Source organism: Acidovorax sp. FG42, assembly GCF_057809195.1.
The window spans coordinates 141,027-160,514 of the sequence record NZ_JBMDJM010000008.1; the positions used below are offsets into that span (position 1 = coordinate 141,027).

Genomic DNA, 19,488 nt, shown 5'->3' on the forward strand with positions numbered 1-19,488 from the left:
ATGCCGTCGCACCATGACCTACGACACCCTACCCACCGCCGAGCCGCCCGATGACACCGTGGTCTACATCGTGGACGACGACGAAGGCGTGCGCCAATCGCTGGCGGCCCTGCTGTTGGCGCGCGGGTACACGGTGCACACTTTTGGCGGCGGCGAGTCCTTCCTGGCAGAGGCCCCGCTGGACCACCCCGGCTGCGTGCTGCTGGACCTGCGCATGGAGGGCCTGAGCGGGCTGCAGGTGTTCCACGAACTCGGCCTGCGCCACAGCGCGCTCAAGACCGTGTTCCTGTCGGCCCATGGCGAGCTCTCCTCCGCCGTCGCAGCCGTCAAGCAAGGGGCGGTGGACTGGCTCGAAAAGCCCTGCAACGAAGCCACCTTGCTGGCCGCTGTGGAAAAAGCCTCCGCGCTGTCGCAAGCGCAGACACGACAGACGCAACGGCAGCAGCAACTGCGCGAGCGCTGGAACGCCCTGAGCCCACGCCAGCAAGAGGTGGCCCAACTGCTGGGCACCGGCCTCAGCAGCAAGGAAGTGGCCCGCGCACTGGCGCAGCGTGACCCGGAGCGCCCCATCGACCCACGCACCGTGGACACGCACCGGTCCGCCATCTTCCTGAAGCTGGACATCCGCTCATCGCACGAACTGGGCATGCTGGTGGAAGACCTGGGCGTGGCCCTCAGCGCGCCTCGTACGGCATAAACCTCCCCGCCTGACCATCACCCCCTCAGGGCTTCATAAGCTTTCTTACGATTTTTTTGCACAATGGCACCCATGAACCGCAGAAACATCCTCCTCGCCAGCGCCGTTGCCGCCGCAACGGTGTTTTCTCCCTCCATCGCTTCAGCGCAGGACACGGGCCAGCCCATCCGCCTGATCGTGCCGTATGCCCCCGGCGGTCCCATCGACGTGACGGCGCGCGCGCTGGCCGAGCGCGTGCGCGATTCGCTGGGCACGGTGATCATCGACAACAAGGGCGGTGCAGGCGGCAACATTGGCGCCGACGCCATTGCCAAAGCCGCACCCGATGGCCTGACCATCGGCATCGCCGCCACCGCCACCCATGCGGTCAACCCCTGGCTGTATGCGCGCATGCCGTATGACGCGGGCAAGGACTTTGCAGGCATCACGCAGATGGTGCGTGTGCCCAACGTGCTGGTCATGAACGCCGCCAAGGCCGAGCAACTCAAGATCCACACCGTGGCCGACCTGATCGCCTACGCCAAGGCCAACCCCGCCAAGCTCAACTACGGCAGCGGCGGCAACGGCAGCGCGGGCCACCTGGCCGGTGAAATGTTCAAACAGCGCGCTGGCATCTATGCCCTGCACATCCCCTACCGGGGCGCCAACCCGGCCCAGCTCGCGCTGCTGGCCGGCGAGGTGGACTTCAACATCGATAACCTGGCCGCCGCTGCACCCAATATCCGCGCGGGCAAGCTGAAGGCCCTGGCCGTGACCTCGCTCGACGCCTCGGCCTCGCTGCCGGGCGTGCCGCCCCTGTCTGCCACGTTCAAGGGCTTCTCCATCGATACCTGGTGGGGCCTGGTGGCACCCGCCGCTACGCCCAAGCCCGTCATCGACAAGCTGAACAAGGCCTTTGTGGCGGCACTGAACGCGCCCGAGACCAAGACCCGCTTTGCTGCCCTGCTGGCAGAGCCTGTGGCCACCACGCCGCAGCAATTCGACAGCTTCATGGCCGCCGAGCGTGCCAAATACCAGCAGGTGGTGAAGGCCTCGGGTGCGAAGGTAGATTGAGAATTTTGAGCCCAGTCTGTCTGTAGCGCCTTCCCAGAAAGCGCTCGTCGCTATCTATTGAATAGCAAATTGCGCAGGGATGTGGGGCCGCCTGCACCGGCCGCCCGACATCCCCGCGCGTTCTTTGCATACTGGCTTTGCGCCGGGGCCGCAGGCTATTCTTGCGCAACAAGCCACGCACCGTCCTGCCCGGGCGTGGTCCACAAGGTGCGGCGGCAATAGCGGCGCAGCAGGTCGATCACCGTGTCGACCTGGTCGCAGGGCAATTGCAGGTGCAAGGCGCCACCTCCAGGTCCCTGGGTGAGCAAATTCAGGGTGTACGCGCCGTTGTATTCGTAGTAGTGCACTTGCGCGACTTCTGACCCGCAATCCAGCAGCGGCGCGTGGCACATGGCGATGCCATACAAGTTGCCTGCTTCGGAGAAGCGCATGGATGACAGGTCCGCCTCCAGCGCATCGACGATGCGCAGGTACTCGGGAAGATAGCTGTGCCAGAGCCGCTGGCTCCACTTCTGGCGGATTTCGGCATAGCCCAGGGTAGCGCTGGGCTCTCCTATCAGCACTCGCGGATTCACCCCCCGCAGGCGCTGCGCCAATTCCAGGGGCGATTCGCCATAGCGACTGGGCAGTAAAGGGGTTTCATGCGTCTCGTAGGCACTCAGGCATCGGTCCGTGTCCGCCTCAGACTTGAGCAGCGCCGTCATCAGGCTGTCTCCGTCGCGGGTATAGCCCGCCTTCAACTGCCAGGGCAGACGCTCCCATGCCGTGAACATGTCGCTCTGGGATGCGCCTTCCACCACGAATTGCACCAGCGCTTCGACGCTATCAAACGTGCGCGTCTTTTTTTGGATCTGCGCAATCACCTTGTGCGGCAAGTAGACCTCAGTGGCCCAATCCGTGCCCACGCTCAGATAGCTGCCGCTGAGGTGCTTTTTGCAGAACTTGCGCAGTTGCTCGTAAAAGCTGTCGGCCACCCAGCGGCCTTCCTGCGTGAATTGGAAGCGAATGGCCTTCCCGGCATGCAGGAACTCCAGCACCACCTTGTCGCCGACGCGCTCCTCGGCTCGCAGACTCTCGGGCACAAACTCTCCCTGGGTGACCTGTGCGAGCTCCTGAAGTACCCCCACATAGTCGTCTACTTCCGTGATGCTCTTCGGGTCGAACTCGCAGATCCGATCAGGCACCATGTGATGGAAGATTTGGCCCAGGTGGGAGCTGTCCCAGTCTTGGGGCAGGGGCCGGAAGGCAATGCCTGCCCTTTTGAGGATAGCGGCAATGGTGTGGGAGGTAGCGCTCATTGAAATCCTGCTGCCCCTGATCAGGGCTGTCGGGTCATCGCCCAGACCTGCTGCAACACAGCCCCGCCTTTGCCAGCCACCAAGTCATCGCGCAGCTGCCGCAGGAAGTCCTGACGATGCTTCGGGTTCAGGCCTGGCCGATGGGGTACCTTGCCTTTATCGGCCCTGCGCATCAGCGACTGCAGCGATTGGAGAAAGGTGCGCGGAAAGATCTCGTAGCACCAGCCTGTCTCCGTAGCGGCCAACCAGCGGCCCTGCATCACCAGCGGTGCCTTTTCTAGCATGTGGTACAGCCAAGGCAGTGCGTGGGCATGGCGGCTGTCGTCACACTCATCCAAAACCCAACTGTTGCGCGGCTGAGGATTCAGCCAAAAGTGAATGTCACCCACCCAAGCATCCAACGCCGCGCAGGATGGACTTGCCTGCATCCAGCCCAGCCATTCCAGCATCTCCAGCTGCTGGGCCACACCCATGCCGCAGTACTGGTGATCTCTGCCCAGCAAATGTGACAAGGCCTCGGCTCGGTAACTTGCCGCCATCGATTCACTCGTGTGGGTAGCCCCGTCCTCGTCGGTATAGGTCGAGCGCAGCTTCACCATGCGTGCCCATTGCTCAGGCGTTTGCACGGGGTGAAAGAAGAGTTCGCGGCAGGTCATCCAGGTGGGCGGATACTCGTCCCCCTGCCACAGCACCCCGTCAAAAAAGAGGGCGCGCAGCGCTGCATATTGCTGCGGCTCACACCAGTCGAATGCATCCAAGGCGTCCATGCGATTCCACAGCTGCTCTCTCGTCCAATCCATCACCATTCCTCTCCGTGATTCGTCTTCGTTCCCCATCCGCAGTGGCTCTGTAGAGCGCCAAAATCAGCCCCAGTGATGACGCGGCACGGGATGCCTTGGGGGTCGCAGCGCCAAAGCTCCTCCTTGCCGACGGCCCCTCAGAATGTAAAGCCCTTCTCGCGCCGTCCAGCCCTCTTGCGGTGGACAAGTTGTCAACCCTCGGCACGCGCTCACACGGCACCCTATGCAAGGCAGTCAATGCACCTTCGATCGCCTCCGGCCTCGCACCCACCCTTCACTTCGGCCTCATCGCGCCCTCTGTCCTCCTTGCAAGGCATCCCATCACCATGAAGAGAAACGAACGACTGGCCCTGCTCACCTCGCAGCGCGCACTACAGGCCGCCGTACAGGCCCGAGACTACGCCGCCGTGCGCAGGTGGCTGGCGAGCGGCGGCGATGCCAAGGCCCTGTGGCAAGGCGAACGCTGGGAAGACACCTATCCCATGGTCCTGGCCGTCGAAGGGAATGACCTGGAGATGGTGCACCTGCTGGCCGAGGCGGGTATGCCGCTGTACCACAACGCCCTGATGGCGCAGAAGAGATACGGAGCGGTCGAGCCGCTGACGATGGCTGCACTGTGGCGGCCCGGGTGCCACGAGGCCGTGATGGCCGCGCTGGACCTGGGTGCAGCCATCCACTCAACCACCCAGGACCACATGCCGGTGCTGCGCCTGACAGAGCTGCATGAGCGCGAGCTGGATGCAAGCTCCGACGCCCTGTTCCAGCGCATCCTGGACGCTGGCGTGGTCGACGTGGACGCACCTTGGGACGACTCCTTGCGGATACTGCACATCATCTGCATGGGCAACAACCGCTATGTGCCCGAGCTGATCCGCCTGTCGCGCGACGTCAACACGCCCGATGCCAGCGCGCTGCGCCTCACACCGTTACGGACGGCGGTCACCTCCGGCAGCGACCTGGCCGTGGGTGCACTGCTGGCTCGTGGCGCAGACCCATCCACGGCTGTGTCTACAGACAAAACCCTGCTGGATCTGGCGCTCCATATGAAGAAGTTCAGAAGGGAAAAGAACCTGAGCGGTCAGGTGGATCGCATCGTGACCATGCTGGAGACAGGGCGTGCCCTGCCGGAGTTCACATCACTCGCCTGAGCAAGAACGATGGAGAATGCCAGGGTGCGCAGCCACTGAGGAATTCGCCCCATCGCCTATGGAATAAGCGCCTATAGCTATCACCTTAATAGCAAAACAGTCGCGGACACCAAGGTGCGCCGCCCTCCACGCAGGGTGGCGGCAGGGCCTGCTATTTCCTCAGACGGCTTCCAGGCGCTCAATGCGCTGGTCGCGCACGGCCTGCAGCCACTCGGCGCGCACCTGGGCGGGTGCGATTTCTGCCAGCGGCAGCAGCACGAAGGCCCGCTCATGCATGCGGGGGTGTGGCACGGTCAGCTTGGGGGTGTCGATGGCCAAGCCATCGAAGAGCAGGATGTCCAGGTCCAGCGTGCGTGGGGCGTTGCGGTAAGGGCGCTCACGCCCCGCGGCGGCTTCGATGGACTGCAGGGCCACGAGCAGCTCATGCGGCGGCAGGCTGGTGCGCAGGGCTGCCACCGCGTTGTAAAAATCGGGGCCGGTAGCGTCCACCGGAGCGCTGCGGTACAACGCCGAGCACTGCAGCAGTTGGGTGCCCGGCAGCGCGGCCAGGGCCTGGATGGCCGCGCGCAGGGCCGCGGGCGCATCGCCCAGGTTGGCACCCAGGCCGATGTACGCCGTGTGGTCAGGCATCCGCGGCCCTGCCGGGCGCGCCGCTGCCCTCCCCGCCACTGCCGCCGGTGCCACCACCGGCTTTGCGACGGCGGCGGCGACGCTTCTTGGGGGCGCTGCCGTCGGGCGGCAGTTCCATATCTTCGCCGTCGGCAGGCGCGGCATCCACGGTGGCACCGGTGGGCGTAACAGATACCGGGCGCGGCGCGGGGTTGCTGCGCGGTACGCGCTTGACGACGGGCTGCTGCGCCTTTTGGCGGGCCCGCTGCTCTTCCTTGGCCTGGTCCATCAGGTCTTCGCGGCGCTCGTCGTCGGCCGCCTGGAAGTCCTGCCACCACTCGGCCAGCGCTTCCTCGACCTCGCCCACATCGGCGCGCAGGCGCATGAAGTCGAACCCGGCACGGAAACGCGGCTGCATGACCATGCCGAACGGCGTGTTGCCCACGCGCTTTTCAAAGCGCGGCTGCATGACCCAGATCTCGCGCATGTCGGCGGCGAGCTTGCCCCGGCCCGACACGTCGCCGATGCGCTTGTCGAACACTTCGTCGATGGCCTCTTGCAGCGCGGGCAGCGGGTGCTGGCGCTGGTTCAGGCGCTCCTGCCAGCCGTTGCGCACGTCTTCCCACAGCACGCAGGCCAGCAGGAAGCTGGGGGCCACGGGTTTGCCTTCGTTCACGCGGCGGTCGGTGTCCACCAGGGCCGCTTTGACAAACGGGGTGTCAGCGCGCTCCACGGCCACGTCCAGCAGCGGGTAGATGCCCTTGGCCATGCCCAGCTTCTTGAGCTGCTCGATGGTGGCGATGGCGTGGCCGGTTTGCAGCAGCTTGAGCATTTCGTCAAACATGCGGCTCTGGGGCACCTCGGCCAGCAGGGCCTGCGACTGCACCAGGGGCGCGGCCGACTTGGCGTCGATGGTGAAGCCCAGCGGGCTGAGCTTGGCGGCAAAACGCACGGCGCGGATGATGCGCACCGGGTCTTCGCGGTAGCGCGTGGCGGGGTCGCCAATCATGCGCAGCGTCTTCTTCTTCGCGTCCTGGATGCCCTTGTGGTAATCCACCACGATCTGGCTCACCGGGTCGTAGTACATGGCGTTGACGGTGAAGTCGCGGCGCGTGGCGTCTTCGTCCTGCGGGCCCCAGACGTTGTCGCGCAGCACGCGGCCGCTGGCGTCCACGGCGTGCTGCATGCCCGCCAGTTGCGCCTTGGAGGTCTTTTCGTTGCCGCTGACCTGGCCTGCGGCGCTGTTGTCGAGGTAGGCGCGGAAGGTGGAGACCTCGATCACCTCGTGCTCGCGGCCCCGGCCGTGCACCACGTGCACGATGCGAAAGCGCTTGCCGATGATGAAGGCGCGGCGGAACAGGCCCTTGACCTGCTCGGGTGTGGCGTTGGTGGCCACATCAAAGTCCTTGGGGCGCAGGCCCAGCAGCAGGTCGCGCACGGCACCGCCCACGATGTAGGCCTCGAAGCCCGCGTCCTTGAGCGTCTGCACCACCTCGGCCGCGCGGCGGTCCACCAGTTCGGGGTTGATGCCATGCACGCTGGCAGGCACCTCTTCGCGCTTGCCGAAATGGGGCTTGCCGCCCGCGGTGCCGGGCGTCGATTTGCCCAGCAGTTTGTCGATGAACTTCTTGATCATGGGTAGGGAGTTATCAGGGGCTGCGCGCGCAGGGTCAGGAGGCCGTCTGGCTGGCGGGCTCGCCGGAGGGTGCCGAGAACAGGTCCAGTATGCGCCAGCCGCGCTGCTGGGCCAGGGCGCGCAGGCGCGGGTCGGGGTTGGTGGCGACCGGGTGGTTCACCTTCTCCAGCAGGGGCACGTCGTTCATGGAGTCGCTGTAGAAGGTGCTCTCCACGTCGGCCCAGCTGAGCTGCCGCTCGGCCAGCCATTGTTCCATGCGGCGCACCTTGCCTTCGCGCATGGTCGGGATGCCGTCGATCTCGCCGGTGTACCAGCCGCTGGCATCACGCACCAGCTGCACGGCCAGCAGCTGCGGCACGCCCAGGGCCTGGGCGATGGGTGTGGTCACGAACTCGTTGGTGGCGGTGACGATCAGCACCTCGTCACCCGCCGCCTGGTGCTGGCGGATCAGGTCGAGCGCCTGGGGCTTGATGGCGGGGGTGATGACCTCGCGCATGAACTGCTGGTGCGCCGCTGCTGCGGCCTCGGGCCCGCGCAGGCGCACGGCCTCGGTGGCAAAGCGCACGTAGTCGTGCACGTCGAGCGTGCCGGCCTGGTAGTGGGCATAGAACTCGTCGTTGCGGCGCGCGAACTCCACCGGGTCGTTCCAGCCGATGCGGATGGTGAACTCGCCCCACTCGTAGTCAGAGTCGAGCGGCAGCAGCGTGTGGTCCAGGTCAAACAGCGCCAAGCGAAGGCGGCTTCTTTGCATTTCAGTCATTCAATAAGTTGCGCTGCGCGAGCGGTTGCAAAAACTGTCGCTGCCCAAAGCCAGCGGCCGCCGCGCAAGGGCCGCCCCGCCGCGCTGGCGGCGTCCCCCTTCCCGCGGTGCGCAGCACAGCGAGAGAAGGGGGAAGCGGCGCAGCCGCTCAGGGGGTTGTCCCTCATTTTTCATTCCGATTCGAGCATCGTCTTGAGCAGCGGAATCGTGATGGCGCGCTGGGTGCGCAGGGCAAACGCGTCGAGCTGGTCCAGCAGCTGCATCAGGCTGCCCAGGTCGCGCGAAAAGCGGTTGAGCATGTAGTCCATGACTTCGTCGCCCAGGAACACGCCGCGCGCATCGGCCTCCTGGCGCAGCACGGCGCGGCGCTCGGCCTCGCCCAGCAGTTGCAGCTGGAACACATGGCCCCAGCCCAGACGGCTGCGCAGGTCGTCGCGCAGCGGCAGGTCGGCCGGGGGGAGGTCGCCCGCCGCCAGCACCCAGCGCTGGCTACCGCTGGCAGGGCTGATGGCATTGACGAACCAGTTGAAGGCCGTGGCCTGCTGGGCGGTGCTGTACAGATGCACGTCGTCCATGACCACGGCGGCCCAGCGCTCGTCAAAATCGGGCGGCTCGCCCACCGTGGGGTCGAGCCAGCCCACGCTGGAGCCCTGCTCGCGCAGGGCCTGGCGCACGGCCTGCAGCAAATGGGTCTTGCCGCTGCCCGGCTCGCCCCACAGGTAGGTGGGCACCGGGGAGCGCGTGGTTTCGCTGCTGCCTGCCCCGGCGGCCAGGCGCAGGTGCTGCAGCGCGGCCTCGTTGGGCCCGGCAAAAAACCGCTCCAGAGTGGGCCCGGTGGCCAGGCCGATGTCCAGCGCCAGTTGCTTCATCGTCATGCGCGGCACCCGCACAGCGCAGGCTGAACCGTGGCAGAAGGTGCGGAAGCGGCGGTCAGGAAGAGGGTCAGCAGCGGCATCACAAGTGGGTGGGAAGGCACCGGGCCGTCGATGACTCCGGCCAGGCGCGGCGACAAAGTGGCGTACGGCGCGTGGTCACCGACCGGCTCCCTGGCAGGGGCTGGGGGACAATGGCTGCGATTTTAGTCTGCTGCCAGCCCCCTGAGCCGCCGCTCGGCCCCACCCTCGCCTGCCTTGCACCATGACAGCTCCCGCCTCCCCCGCCAAGCGTCTGCCCGCGAGCATCTGGGCACTGGGCTTCGTCAGCCTGCTGATGGACGTGTCGTCCGAGATGATCCACAGCCTGCTGCCCGTGTTCCTGGTCACCTCGCTGGGGGTCAGCATGCTGGCTGTGGGCCTCATCGAGGGGGCGGCCGAGGCCACAGCGCTGGTTCTGAAAGTTTTCTCGGGCGTTCTGAGCGACTGGTGGGGGCGGCGCAAGCCGCTGGCGGTGCTGGGCTACGGGCTCGGGGCGCTGTCCAAGCCGCTGTTTGCCATCGCGCCCACCGTGGGTCTGGTGGTCACCGCGCGCCTCATCGACCGGGTGGGCAAGGGCATCCGCGGCGCGCCGCGCGATGCGCTGGTGGCTGACCTGGCGCCACCCGGCATGCGGGGCGCAGCGTTCGGGCTGCGGCAGTCCCTGGACACCGTGGGCGCCTTTTTGGGCCCACTGCTGGCCATGGGGCTGATGCTGCTGTGGGCCAATGACTTCCGCGCCGTGTTCTGGGTGGCGGTGATTCCGGCGGCCCTGTGCGTGGCTTTGCTACTGGTGGGCGTGCAAGAGCCCGAGCGCGCCGCCAGCGCCATGCGCACCAACCCCATCCGCCGCGAGAACCTGCGCCGCCTGGATGGCGCCTACTGGTGGGTGGTGGCGCTGGGCGCCGTGTTCACGCTGGCCCGCTTCAGTGAGGCATTTTTGGTGCTGCGCGTGCAGCAGGGCGGCCTGCTGCTGGCCTGGACGCCCCTGGTGCTGGTGCTGATGAACGTGGTGTTTGCGCTGGGTGCCTATCCGCTGGGCAAACTGGCAGACAGCACTCGCCACACCACGCTGCTGGCCTGGGGGCTGGTGGTGCTGATCGCGGCCGATGCGCTGCTGGCCTTCAGCGACCGGGGCGCCGCCGCCTGGCTGGGCATTGCGCTGTGGGGCCTGCACATGGCCATGACGCAAGGGCTGCTGGCCACCATGGTGGCCGACACCGCACCGGCCGACCTGCGGGGCACGGCGTTTGGCATGTTCAACCTGGTCAGCGGCGTGGCGCTGCTGGTGGCCAGCGGCCTGGCAGGCCTGCTGTGGGACCGGCTGGGTGCCAGCGCCACGTTTGGCGCCGGAATCCTGTTTGCCACGCTCGCGCTGGCGGGTGTGCTGGTGCAATCCGCCCGGCACGGTCGCGCCCCAAAGCCCCCTGCCCCACAGGGCTGAGTGAGGGCGCCGAGGCGTGCCCCTTAAAATCCCCGGATTCCAGCCCGCCCGGCGGGCCTACCAGCACCACACCATCCATGAGCTCTCCTGCCCCCTCCACCCCCATCTCCTACAAAGACGCCGGCGTTGACATCGACGCGGGCGACGCCCTGGTCGAGCGCATCAAGCCGCTGGCCAAGAAGACCATGCGCGAAGGCGTGCTGGCGGGCATCGGCGGCTTTGGCGCACTGTTTGAAGTGCCCAAGCGGTACCAGGAGCCCGTGCTGGTCTCCGGCACCGATGGCGTGGGCACCAAGCTCAAGCTGGCGTTTGAATGGAACATGCACGACACCGTGGGCATCGACCTGGTGGCCATGAGCGTGAACGACGTGCTGGTGCAGGGCGCCGAGCCCCTGTTCTTCCTGGACTACTTTGCCTGCGGCAAGCTCGACGTGGACACGGCCGCTGCCGTGGTCGGCGGCATTGCCAAGGGCTGCGAACTCTCCGGTTGCGCGCTGATCGGCGGCGAAACCGCTGAAATGCCCGGCATGTACCCTGCGGGCGAGTACGACCTGGCCGGTTTTGCCGTGGGCGCGGTCGAAAAGTCCAAGATCCTGACCGGCAAGGATGTGAAGCCCGGCGATGTGGTGCTGGGCCTGGCCTCGGCCGGCGTGCATTCCAACGGTTTCAGCCTGGTGCGCAAGTGCATCGACCGCGCTGGCGACAGCGCCCCCGCCACGCTGGATGGCAAGCCTTTCAAGCAGGCCATCATGGAGCCCACCCGCCTGTATGTGAAGAACGTGCTGGCCGCGCTGGCCGCGCACCCCATCAAGGCCCTGGCCCACATCACCGGCGGCGGTCTGCTGGAGAACATTCCCCGCGTGCTGCCTGACGGCACCGCCGCCCACCTGAAGAAGGGCAGCTGGCCCCAGACCGAGCTGTTCGCCTGGCTGCAGAAGACGGCGGGCATCGACGACATCGAGATGAATCGCACCTTCAACAACGGCATCGGCATGGTGGTGGTGGTGGACGCGGCCCACGCCGAAGCCACGGCCGCCACGCTGCGTGCGGCCGGCGAGCAGGTCTACGCGATCGGCACGATTGCAGCGCGTGGCGAAGGCGCCGCCGTGGTGGTAGCCTGATACCCAGCCTGGAACACTGCCCCCTCACCGCGCATGGCGCAGCGCCCCGCTCCAGCCCCCGCCCCCTCAGCGCAGACTGAGCCCACGCCCACCACCCTGCCGCCGCGCGCCCTGAACCAGGGCATCGTGGTGGCCAGCTACCTGCTGGTGGCCGCTGTGCTGCTGCTGGTGATGTGGCGCGGCCTGCTGCCCGGGCTGCTGTGCGTGTGCCTGGGCTTTTTGCTCACCCGCGCGCTCACGGGCTGGTTTGCCGCAGGGCTGGGCCGCATTCAGCGCCAGACCACACCGTCCGCCACCCACCTGCGCGTGGCGCAGGTCACGGCCGCGGGCCTGGTGATGCTGCTGCCGCTGGCCCTGCTGGCGCTGGGCCTGACGCATTCGCGCGGCTACCTGGTCAGCGCACCGCAGCAGTACCAGGAACTGCTCACCTACATGGCCCGCACGGTGCTGGAGCTGCGCCTGAAGCTCCCCGCCGACATGGCCGCCCACCTGCCCGAGGGTGTGGCCGACATCCAGCGCATCATTGCCAGCTACCTGGGCGCCAAGGCCGGGGCGCTGGCCATGGCGGGGCGGGCCTGGCTGGCCGGTGTGCTGTTTGCCTACGTGGGCCTGCTCATTGGCGCGCTAGCTGCGGTGCGTCCGCCGGTGCTGGCGCGCGGCCCGCTGGCGCAGCAGCTCAAGCTGCGCATCACGCTGTTCGGCGAGGCATTCCGCCAGATCGTGGCCGCCCAGTTCTGGATCGCGGCGTTCAACACCCTGCTCACCGCCCTGTTTCTGCTGTTTGTGCTGCCGATCTGGGGGCTGCAACTGCCCTACACGCCGGTGCTGATCACCTTCACCTTCGTGGCCGGGCTGGTGCCCATCGTGGGCAATCTGGTGTGCAACGTGGTGATCACCATCGTGGGGCTGTCGGTGTCACCGCTCGCAGCCGCCGCCTGCCTGGGGTTTTTGATCCTGATCCACAAGGCCGAATACGTGATCAACGCCAAGGTGGTGGGCCGCCGCACCCAGATGGGTGTGTGGGAGCTTCTGAGTGTGATGTTCGTGGCCGAGGCCGTGTTTGGTCCTGCGGGGCTGGTGGCGGCGCCGCTGTTCTATGCCTACCTCAAGAAGGAACTGGTGGCCGCACGGCTGGTGTGACCTCTGCGTCGCTCACCGTGCCCAGGAGGCAGCTCCAGGCTGCACAAGTCACTTTTTGATAGCAGCCGGCGCAATACAAACTAGCGCTTGCGGCCATTTTCTTGTTTATTTTCCGAATTGCCGGGCCACAAAGGCCCAGATGAGCGCTGACGCATCCGGCCCGGCCGGGTCGCTGTAGGGCCGCTGGGCAGCGCCGCCACTCCAGGCATGCGCCAGCCCGACCACCTCGCGCAGCGCCACCACGGTGCGGCCCCGGGCCTTGAACTCGGTCACCCGCATGGGGTAGCGCTGGCCCCGCTGCAAGGTACGCACAGCCCCCGCCCGCGCACACAATGCACCAGCCCACAGCTGCGCGGTGGCTGCCGCATTGCGCACCGACACCACGCCATCGGCATCGCCATGCAGGATCAGCAGCGGAGGCAAGACCGCAGAGGCGCCGACGGGCAGCGCCGGGGTGGCTGCAGCGGTAGACGCAGGAAGGTCGGGCAGATGGGCTTCGCGGCGGCCATGCATGGCCCCCAGGGCGGTGGCAGCTGATTCGGCCGTGCCGGGCGCCACGCCCGAATGCATGGCCACGGCGCAGAACCTGTCAGGGAATAGCGCCGCCATCAGCACCGCCATGCTGGCGCCCGCCGACAGCCCCGCCACCGCAACCCGCGCCAGGTCCACCGGCAGGCGGCGCGCCACCTTGTCCACGGCGGCCAGCAGCGTGGCGGCTTCAGCCTCGGCACGGCCGTTGCGGCGCTCAAACCAGTTCCAGCAGCCCTGGGCGTTGGCCACGCGCTCCTGCTCGGGGTACAGCACCACAAACCGATGGCGCGCTGCCAGCCGGTTCATGCGCGACACCGCGGCAATGTCCCGCCCCGTCTGGCCGCAGCCGTGCAGCATGACCAGCAGCGGCAGCTTTTCGTCCGGGCGCAGGGCCAGCCCGGTGGGCACGTAGGCATGGAACCGCCGCGCCCCTGCCGGGCCCGGGGCCACGCCAGAGATCCACTCACCCCGCAGCGGCACCGGCTTGGCGGCCGCGCGCGGCGTACGGGCGGTGGACGGCACGGGAGCCACCGCACTTTTGCGCGGTGCAGCGCGCAGCTTTGACACCGCCTTGGCCCGCACGGGCTTGCTGGCCGCCCCTGCCGCACGTGCAAAGGCCTTGAGATTGCGCTGGTAGGCCCGTGCCAGGGACGACAGGGAAAACAGGCGGGAGCGGCGGGGCATAGGCAGGAGGGCGTGCGGGCGATGTTCAAAACACAGGGAAAACCCTAGTCACCTTAACAGCTTCTTGCCATGCCTGGCGAATTGCTACGTTTTTTATAGCTATCAGGGCATGATTCACTAGCGCTTGAGGCTGTTTTTTCTTCAAACCACCCTCCAGCGGCAACCCAGGCCACCCCACCCGGCAAGCGGCGACAGCCAGGCCACTTCGCCAGCAGAATGCTAATGGCTGAAATTGATCGAATCCTGTCCTCGGCGGTTCGGACATCGGCTCGCTGCGCACGGAAGATAAGCGCATCCCAACCACTGCCTCCGCGAGCCTTTCATGAAAACCTGTCTGATAGTGATTGATGTCCAGGAATCCTTCCGCCACCGCCCCTTCTTCACCGAACGCGACCTGCCCGCCTACCTGCAGGCGCAGAACGCGCTGATCGCCGGTTGCGTCGCCCAGGGCATCCCGGTGCTGCGCATGTTCCACAGCGACGGCCCCGAAGTGGCCGAGAACCCGTTCTCGCAGGCGTCCGGTCAGGTGCGTGCGCTCGATGGCCTGGCGCCTTTCGACGCGGCGGCCACCTTCACCAAGTCGCGCCACAGCGCGCTGGTGGGCACGGGGCTGGATGTGTGGCTCACGCGCCATGGCATTCAGCGCCTCATCATCAGCGGCATCCGCACCGAACAGTGCTGCGAAACCACCACGCGCCACGCGTCCGACCTGGGCTGGGACGTGGACTACGTGACCGACGCCACCCTGACCTGGGACATGGTGCAGCCCGACGGCCAGGTGCTGGCAGCCGCCGACATCAAGACCCGCACCGCCACCGTGCTGCAGGGCCGCTTTGCCACGCTGTGCACCGTGCAGCAGGCGCTGGACCGGGCGGCCGCATGAGCACGCAGCCACTACAGGTCGCCATCCTGGTGTTCGACGACGTGGAGGCCTTGGACCTGGGCGGGCCCTACGAGGTTTTCACCACCGCCAGCCGCATGCACCAGCGGCAGCACCCTGACGCCACTGCACCGTTTGTGGTGCAGTGTGTGGCCCGCAGCATGGCCCCGGTGCGCGCCCGCGCGGGCCTGCGCGTGTTGCCCGATGCGGACTTTGCCAGCGCCGCCGCACCCGATGTGCTGATCGTGCCCGGCGGCGTGGTCGATGCCGCCGCGGCCTGCCCCGCCACCCGCGCCTGGGTGGCCCAGGCGGCTGGGGCCGCGCAGATCACGGCCTCGGTGTGCACGGGGGCCTTCATCCTGGCCGCAGCCGGGGTGCTGAGCGAAGGCCCGGCCACCACGCACTGGGAGGACATTGCCGACCTGCGCACGCAGTACCCCGCGCTCGACGTGTTGGAGAATCTGCGCTGGGTGGACCGGGGCGCGCTGGTCACATCCGCTGGCATCAGCGCGGGCATCGACATGAGCCTGCATCTGGTCACCCGGCTGCTGGGCGCGGCGCTGTCCGAGCGCACGGCCCGCCAGATGGACACGCCCTGGAACCCTCAGCCATGACACGCTTTTAGCCACTCAACGCCATCAATGCAGAACCCGGTCCCTTCCCCCATCCACGTCTATTTCACCCTGCTGCCGGGCAGCCTGGTGCTGGACTGGGCGGGCCCCGCCGAGGCACTGCGCATCGCCAACCAGACCCTGGCCAAGCAAGGCCAGCCCGAGCGGTTTGTGCAGCACTTTGTGAGCCCCACCACCGAGTCCGTCTCGTCGGTTGGCGCCGTGCTCACCCGGCTGGAGCCGCTGCCCGCCACCCTGCCCAGCCCCGCCTGGGTGGTGCTGGTGGGTTTGGCGGGACAACACATCGCAGTGGACGGTGACGAGGCCCGCGCGCTGCTGCACTGGCTGCGCGGGCTGCGCCCTGTGGCGGGACAGCTGGAGCTGATCACCGTGTGCGCGGGCTCGGTGCTGGCCGCCCACGCCGGCCTGCTGACGGGGCGCCGCGCCACCACGCACCACCAGCACCTTCATGAACTGGCCGCCGTGGACCCGCGCTGCGACGTGGTGGCCAACCGCGTGTTTGTGGCCGATGGCGCGGTGTACAGCAGCGCGGGCGTGACCACGGGCATCGACCTGCTGCTGCACCGCATCTCGGACACTTGCGGCCCCGCGCTGGCGGCCCAGGTGGCACAGGCCATGGTGGTGGCGCTGCGCCGGGGGCCCAACGACCCCGAGTTCTCGCCCTTTCTGCACCACCGCAACCACCTGCACCCGGCCCTGCACCGCGTGCAGGATGCCGTGGGGCAACAACCCCAGGCCGACTGGAGCGTGCCGCAGATGGCTGAGGTGGCGCACACCTCGCCACGCCATCTGACACGGCTGTTTCTGGAGCATGCGGGCATTGCCCCGCTGCAGTACCTGCGCCGCATCCGCCTGGCCACCGCCGAGGCCGCGCTGCGCTCGGGCCAGAACGTGACGCAGGCGGCGCTGATGGCGGGGTTCAGCTCTGACACGCAGCTGCGCCGGGCCTGGCACCAGTTCGGACGTGGCGGCACGCCATCGCAGGGCAGTGCGCGCAGCCATTGAGGGGTACGCCCGGCGGGATGCCGCGCGATGCACGCGACCCAGCACCCGCCGATAATCAAGCCCTTTGCCGCACCACCCGCCGGGTCGCCACCATGCAAGAACCACCCCGCCCCGCCAACGAGCCCGACCGCCTGCAGGCCCTGCGCCAGCTGCTGATTCTGGACACCCCCCCCGAGGAGCGGTTTGACCGCCTGACGGCCTTTGCCGCGCAAGAGTTCGACGTGCCCACGGCACTGCTTTCGCTCATCGACGACGACCGCCAGTGGTTCAAGTCCCGCGTGGGCATGGACCAGTGCGAAACCTCGCGGGGCATCTCGTTCTGCGGCCACGCCATCCTGCAGGACGACATCATGGTGGTGCCCGATGTGAACCAGGACGAGCGCTTCATCGACAACCCGCTGGTGACGGGCGATCCCCACATCCAGTTCTATGCCGGCGCCCCGCTCAAGCTGCCCGGCGGGCAGAACGTGGGCACGCTGTGCCTGATCGATAACAAACCACGCACCCTGGACGACATCGATCTGGCCATCCTGGGCTCGCTGCGCGATCTGGCGGTGGAAGAGCTGGTGCGGCGCGAACAGGGAGCACCCGCCCCATGAGCGACCGCAGCCCCCAGGACATCCTGCTGGTCGAACCCAGTTCGCTGACCGGCAGCATCATCGTGGCCACGGCCCGCCAGCTGAACCTGCCCGTGGTGCGGCAGGTGAACAGCGTGCGCATGGCCCAGCAGCGGCTGAGCCATCAGAGCTATGCGGGCGTGATCGTCTCGCTGGACGAGCAAGAGCAGGAGGCTGTCGCCCTGCTGGAGCAGGTGCGTAACGACGCCCTGGCCGTCAGCGCCGATGTGCCGGTGGCGGTGACCACCACGCAGGTGGATGCATCCACCGCCGTGAAGATGAAGGCCTTGCAGGTGCGGCGGGTGCTGATCAAGCCCTTCAAGGTGCGGGACGTGATCGCCACCATTGGCCTGCTGAAGGACAGATAACCGCGCCCCCACCCCGCAGCCCGCGGGGTGCCTCCATCTCAATAGATCTCTGGCACGTACATGCTGGCCGGCACGGGCTGGCGCAGGTATTCGGGGTTGCGCACGCGGTCGGGCAGCACCACGGGCGGGTGCGGCACCTCTTGGTAAGGCAGCTGCGACAGCAGGTGCGCAATGCAGTTCAGGCGCGCCTTTTTCTTGTCCACCGCCTGCACCACCCACCAGGGTGCTTCGGGGATGTGGGTGCGCTCCAGCATGGTCTCCTTGGCCTTGGTGTAGGCCTCCCAGCGCACGCGGCTTTCCAGGTCCATGGGGCTGAGCTTCCACTGCTTGAGCGGGTCGTGAATACGGCCCAGAAAGCGCAGGTGCTGTTCTTCGTCGGTGATCGAGAACCAGTATTTGACGAGGGTGATACCCGAACGCACCAGCATCTTTTCAAACTCGGGCACGGTGCGGAAGAACTCCTCGTATTCGTCGTCGGTGCAAAAGCCCATCACCCGCTCGACGCCAGCGCGGTTGTACCAGCTGCGGTCAAACAGCACCATCTCGCCCGCCGCAGGCAGGTGCGCCACATAGCGCTGAAAGTACCACTGCGTGCGCTCGCGGTCGTTGGGTGCGGGCAGCGCGGCCACACGGGCCACGCGGGGGTTCAGGCGCTGCGTGATGCGCTTGATGACACCGCCCTTGCCCGCCGCATCGCGCCCCTCGAACAGGATCACCACCTTCTGGCGGCTGTGCTGCACCCAATCCTGCAGCTTGACCAGCTCGCCCTGCAGGCGAAACAGGTCCTTGAAATATTGCTGGCGCGCCAGCTTGTCGCCGGGGCTGGGGGCGCCGATGTCATCGACCTCGCGGTCTTCGATCTCCAGCTCAATCTCTTCGTCGTAGCTGTCAATGAGGTCGTTGGCGATGCGTTGCATCAGCTCCTGTGTGTCGAGGGCGTTGTTGTGGAACATGGGCAACCATCCGGCGGTCGTGCAAAACAGATGCGCGATGGTGAACCGGTGCAGTGACAGCGCCGTGACACTGGCGTGATCCGTCACAACGCTGTCACAACCACAGGCCAGCATGCGAGGCCGTGCCGACCGCAGACCACTCCCCGCCTTTGTCCAGCCCTTTCCCCGCCAGTGCCAGCCAGAACTACGGCGCAGACGCCGCCGGGCTGATCTGCGGCTATCTGCTGGGCACCGATACCCCACCCCAGGAGGTGGATTCGGCCCAGGCTGCGCAGTGGCTGGCGAGCCTGCAGGCCGGTGCTGCGCCAGCGGACCAGTTTCTGTGGCTGCACTTCAACCTGAGCCACGCGCAGGCGGTGCGCTGGATGGAGCGGCACGCCCATTTGCCGGAAGCTTTTTTTGATGCGCTCAAGGACCGCTCGGTGTCCACGCGCATCGAACGCGACGATGACACGCTGATCGCGGTGCTCAACGATGCCCACTTTGATTTTGCGTTCGAGCCCTCGGACATTGCCACGCTGTGGACCAGCGTGGCGCCCCACCTGATGGTGACGGGGCGCACACGTCCGCTGCGGTCGGTGGATGCCCTGCGCACCACGGTGCGCAGCGGCAACGCCCCGTGCTCCAGCGTCGCGCTGCTGGCCGAACTGATGCGCACGCAGGCATCAGGCCTCGTGGACATCGTGCGGGGTGTGACCCAGCGCATCGACGATGTGGAAGACGCGCTGCTGGCCGGCCGCCTGGACCACAAGCGCGCACGGCTGGGCGTGCTGCGGCGCCTGCTGGTGCGGCTGCAGCGGCTGCTGGCCCCCGAGCCTGCGGCGCTGTTCCGCCTGCTGCAGCACCCACCGGCCTGGATGGGCGCCGACGATGCGCAGGAGCTGCGCGATTCGACCGAAGAGTTCTCTGTGGTGCTGCGCGACATGCAGGGCCTGCAGGAGCGCATCAAGCTGCTGCAGGAAGAAATTGCCGCCAGCGTGCAGGAGGCCAACAGCCGCAGCCTGTTTGTGCTGACGGTGGTGACTGTGCTGGCCCTGCCCATCAACATCCTGGCCGGCCTGTTTGGCATGAATGTGGGCGGTGTGCCGCTGGCGGATAACAGCCACGGCTTCTGGATCATCGTGGCCGTGGTGGCGGCCTTCACGGCGGTGGCGGGCTGGCTGGCCCTGCGGGGCACGCGCGATCAGTAAGTAGGCGGGAC

Annotated in this window: 20 protein-coding genes; 12 read left to right on the top strand and 8 right to left on the bottom strand. The window is 67.2% G+C overall.

Features of this window, described 5'->3' with window-relative positions; all coding sequences use genetic code 11:
- The first annotated feature begins 13 nt into the window (after positions 1 to 13).
- Together ACODSM_RS10910 and ACODSM_RS10915 are read left to right on the top strand one after the other, a co-directional pair.
- Positions 14 to 697 (top strand): response regulator transcription factor, encoded by a 684-nt coding sequence (locus tag ACODSM_RS10910; protein ID WP_488805263.1) that lies wholly within the window; start codon positions 14 to 16, stop codon positions 695 to 697.
- Positions 698 to 769: 72 nt separating this feature from the next.
- On the top strand, positions 770 to 1,750 hold the full coding sequence (locus ACODSM_RS10915) for a Bug family tripartite tricarboxylate transporter substrate binding protein (protein ID WP_291446343.1): 981 nt from the start codon (positions 770 to 772) through the stop codon (positions 1,748 to 1,750).
- Between the two features lie 155 nt (positions 1,751 to 1,905).
- Here the strand turns inward: ACODSM_RS10915 and ACODSM_RS10920 are convergent, their stop codons facing one another.
- Both ACODSM_RS10920 and ACODSM_RS10925 read right to left on the bottom strand, forming a co-directional pair.
- The gene (locus ACODSM_RS10920) at positions 1,906 to 3,048 is read right to left on the bottom strand and encodes a hypothetical protein (protein WP_488805264.1); all 1,143 of its coding nucleotides are present in this window, start codon (positions 3,046 to 3,048) and stop codon (positions 1,906 to 1,908) included.
- Positions 3,049 to 3,068: 20 nt separating this feature from the next.
- A complete protein-coding gene (locus ACODSM_RS10925) occupies positions 3,069 to 3,884 on the bottom strand; it encodes a hypothetical protein (protein WP_488805265.1) in 816 nt (271 codons plus the stop codon).
- Between the two features lie 290 nt (positions 3,885 to 4,174).
- On the opposite strand from ACODSM_RS10925, the gene ACODSM_RS10930 reads away from it, so the two are divergent.
- Positions 4,175 to 4,996 carry an ankyrin repeat domain-containing protein gene (locus tag ACODSM_RS10930; RefSeq protein ID WP_488805266.1) on the top strand — a complete coding sequence of 274 codons (822 nt, stop codon included), beginning with the start codon at positions 4,175 to 4,177 and terminating at the stop codon, positions 4,994 to 4,996.
- A gap of 159 nt (positions 4,997 to 5,155) precedes the next feature.
- Here the strand turns inward: ACODSM_RS10930 and folK are convergent, their stop codons facing one another.
- The 4 genes from folK to hda form a co-directional block, all read right to left on the bottom strand.
- Positions 5,156 to 5,626, bottom strand: coding sequence for a 2-amino-4-hydroxy-6-hydroxymethyldihydropteridine diphosphokinase (gene folK / locus ACODSM_RS10935; protein WP_291446335.1), 471 nt, complete (start codon positions 5,624 to 5,626; stop codon positions 5,156 to 5,158).
- Positions 5,619 to 7,241, bottom strand: a complete 1,623-nt coding sequence (pcnB, locus tag ACODSM_RS10940) for a polynucleotide adenylyltransferase PcnB (protein ID WP_488805267.1) — start codon at positions 7,239 to 7,241, stop codon at positions 5,619 to 5,621. The genes folK and pcnB overlap by 8 nt, the downstream gene beginning before the upstream one ends.
- A 34-nt stretch (positions 7,242 to 7,275) precedes the next feature.
- Positions 7,276 to 7,992 (bottom strand): histidinol-phosphatase, encoded by a 717-nt coding sequence (locus tag ACODSM_RS10945; protein WP_488805268.1) that lies wholly within the window; start codon positions 7,990 to 7,992, stop codon positions 7,276 to 7,278.
- 179 nt (positions 7,993 to 8,171) lie between these two features.
- Positions 8,172 to 8,870: a DnaA regulatory inactivator Hda gene (hda, locus tag ACODSM_RS10950; protein WP_488805305.1), complete on the bottom strand. Its 699-nt coding sequence runs from the start codon at positions 8,868 to 8,870 to the stop codon at positions 8,172 to 8,174.
- Between the two features lie 268 nt (positions 8,871 to 9,138).
- On the opposite strand from hda, the gene ACODSM_RS10955 reads away from it, so the two are divergent.
- The 3 genes from ACODSM_RS10955 to ACODSM_RS10965 all read left to right on the top strand — a co-directional run bounded on the left by ACODSM_RS10955 (position 9,139) and on the right by ACODSM_RS10965 (position 12,617).
- Positions 9,139 to 10,356: an MFS transporter gene (locus tag ACODSM_RS10955; protein ID WP_488805269.1), complete on the top strand. Its 1,218-nt coding sequence runs from the start codon at positions 9,139 to 9,141 to the stop codon at positions 10,354 to 10,356.
- 77 nt (positions 10,357 to 10,433) lie between these two features.
- Positions 10,434 to 11,477: a phosphoribosylformylglycinamidine cyclo-ligase gene (gene purM, locus ACODSM_RS10960; protein ID WP_488805270.1), complete on the top strand. Its 1,044-nt coding sequence runs from the start codon at positions 10,434 to 10,436 to the stop codon at positions 11,475 to 11,477.
- 33 nt (positions 11,478 to 11,510) lie between these two features.
- Positions 11,511 to 12,617 (top strand): AI-2E family transporter, encoded by a 1,107-nt coding sequence (locus tag ACODSM_RS10965; RefSeq protein WP_015015373.1) that lies wholly within the window; start codon positions 11,511 to 11,513, stop codon positions 12,615 to 12,617.
- Positions 12,618 to 12,722: 105 nt separating this feature from the next.
- On the opposite strand, the gene ACODSM_RS10970 is transcribed toward ACODSM_RS10965, so the two are convergent.
- Positions 12,723 to 13,832 carry an extracellular catalytic domain type 1 short-chain-length polyhydroxyalkanoate depolymerase gene (locus ACODSM_RS10970; protein WP_488805271.1) on the bottom strand — a complete coding sequence of 370 codons (1,110 nt, stop codon included), beginning with the start codon at positions 13,830 to 13,832 and terminating at the stop codon, positions 12,723 to 12,725.
- 322 nt (positions 13,833 to 14,154) lie between these two features.
- Between ACODSM_RS10970 and ACODSM_RS10975 the strand changes: the two genes are divergently transcribed.
- From ACODSM_RS10975 to ACODSM_RS10995, 5 genes are all read left to right on the top strand, one after another.
- Positions 14,155 to 14,715 carry an isochorismatase family protein gene (locus ACODSM_RS10975; protein WP_488805272.1) on the top strand — a complete coding sequence of 187 codons (561 nt, stop codon included), beginning with the start codon at positions 14,155 to 14,157 and terminating at the stop codon, positions 14,713 to 14,715.
- The gene (locus ACODSM_RS10980; RefSeq protein ID WP_488805273.1) at positions 14,712 to 15,326 is read left to right on the top strand and encodes a DJ-1/PfpI family protein; all 615 of its coding nucleotides are present in this window, start codon (positions 14,712 to 14,714) and stop codon (positions 15,324 to 15,326) included. Before ACODSM_RS10975 ends, ACODSM_RS10980 begins: the two co-directional genes overlap by 4 nt.
- A gap of 27 nt (positions 15,327 to 15,353) precedes the next feature.
- Complete coding sequence (locus ACODSM_RS10985) at positions 15,354 to 16,349, top strand: GlxA family transcriptional regulator (RefSeq protein ID WP_488805274.1); 996 nt, start codon at positions 15,354 to 15,356, stop codon at positions 16,347 to 16,349.
- Between the two features lie 92 nt (positions 16,350 to 16,441).
- The gene (locus ACODSM_RS10990; protein ID WP_083871683.1) at positions 16,442 to 16,948 is read left to right on the top strand and encodes a GAF domain-containing protein; all 507 of its coding nucleotides are present in this window, start codon (positions 16,442 to 16,444) and stop codon (positions 16,946 to 16,948) included.
- Positions 16,945 to 17,334 (top strand): histidine kinase, encoded by a 390-nt coding sequence (locus ACODSM_RS10995; protein WP_488805275.1) that lies wholly within the window; start codon positions 16,945 to 16,947, stop codon positions 17,332 to 17,334. Before ACODSM_RS10990 ends, ACODSM_RS10995 begins: the two co-directional genes overlap by 4 nt.
- Positions 17,335 to 17,372: 38 nt before the next feature.
- On the opposite strand, the gene ppk2 is transcribed toward ACODSM_RS10995, so the two are convergent.
- A complete protein-coding gene (gene ppk2, locus ACODSM_RS11000; protein ID WP_060985813.1) occupies positions 17,373 to 18,287 on the bottom strand; it encodes a polyphosphate kinase 2 in 915 nt (304 codons plus the stop codon).
- Between the two features lie 149 nt (positions 18,288 to 18,436).
- On the opposite strand from ppk2, the gene ACODSM_RS11005 reads away from it, so the two are divergent.
- Positions 18,437 to 19,477 carry a transporter gene (locus ACODSM_RS11005; RefSeq protein ID WP_488805276.1) on the top strand — a complete coding sequence of 347 codons (1,041 nt, stop codon included), beginning with the start codon at positions 18,437 to 18,439 and terminating at the stop codon, positions 19,475 to 19,477.
- Positions 19,478 to 19,488: the final 11 nt, after the last annotated feature.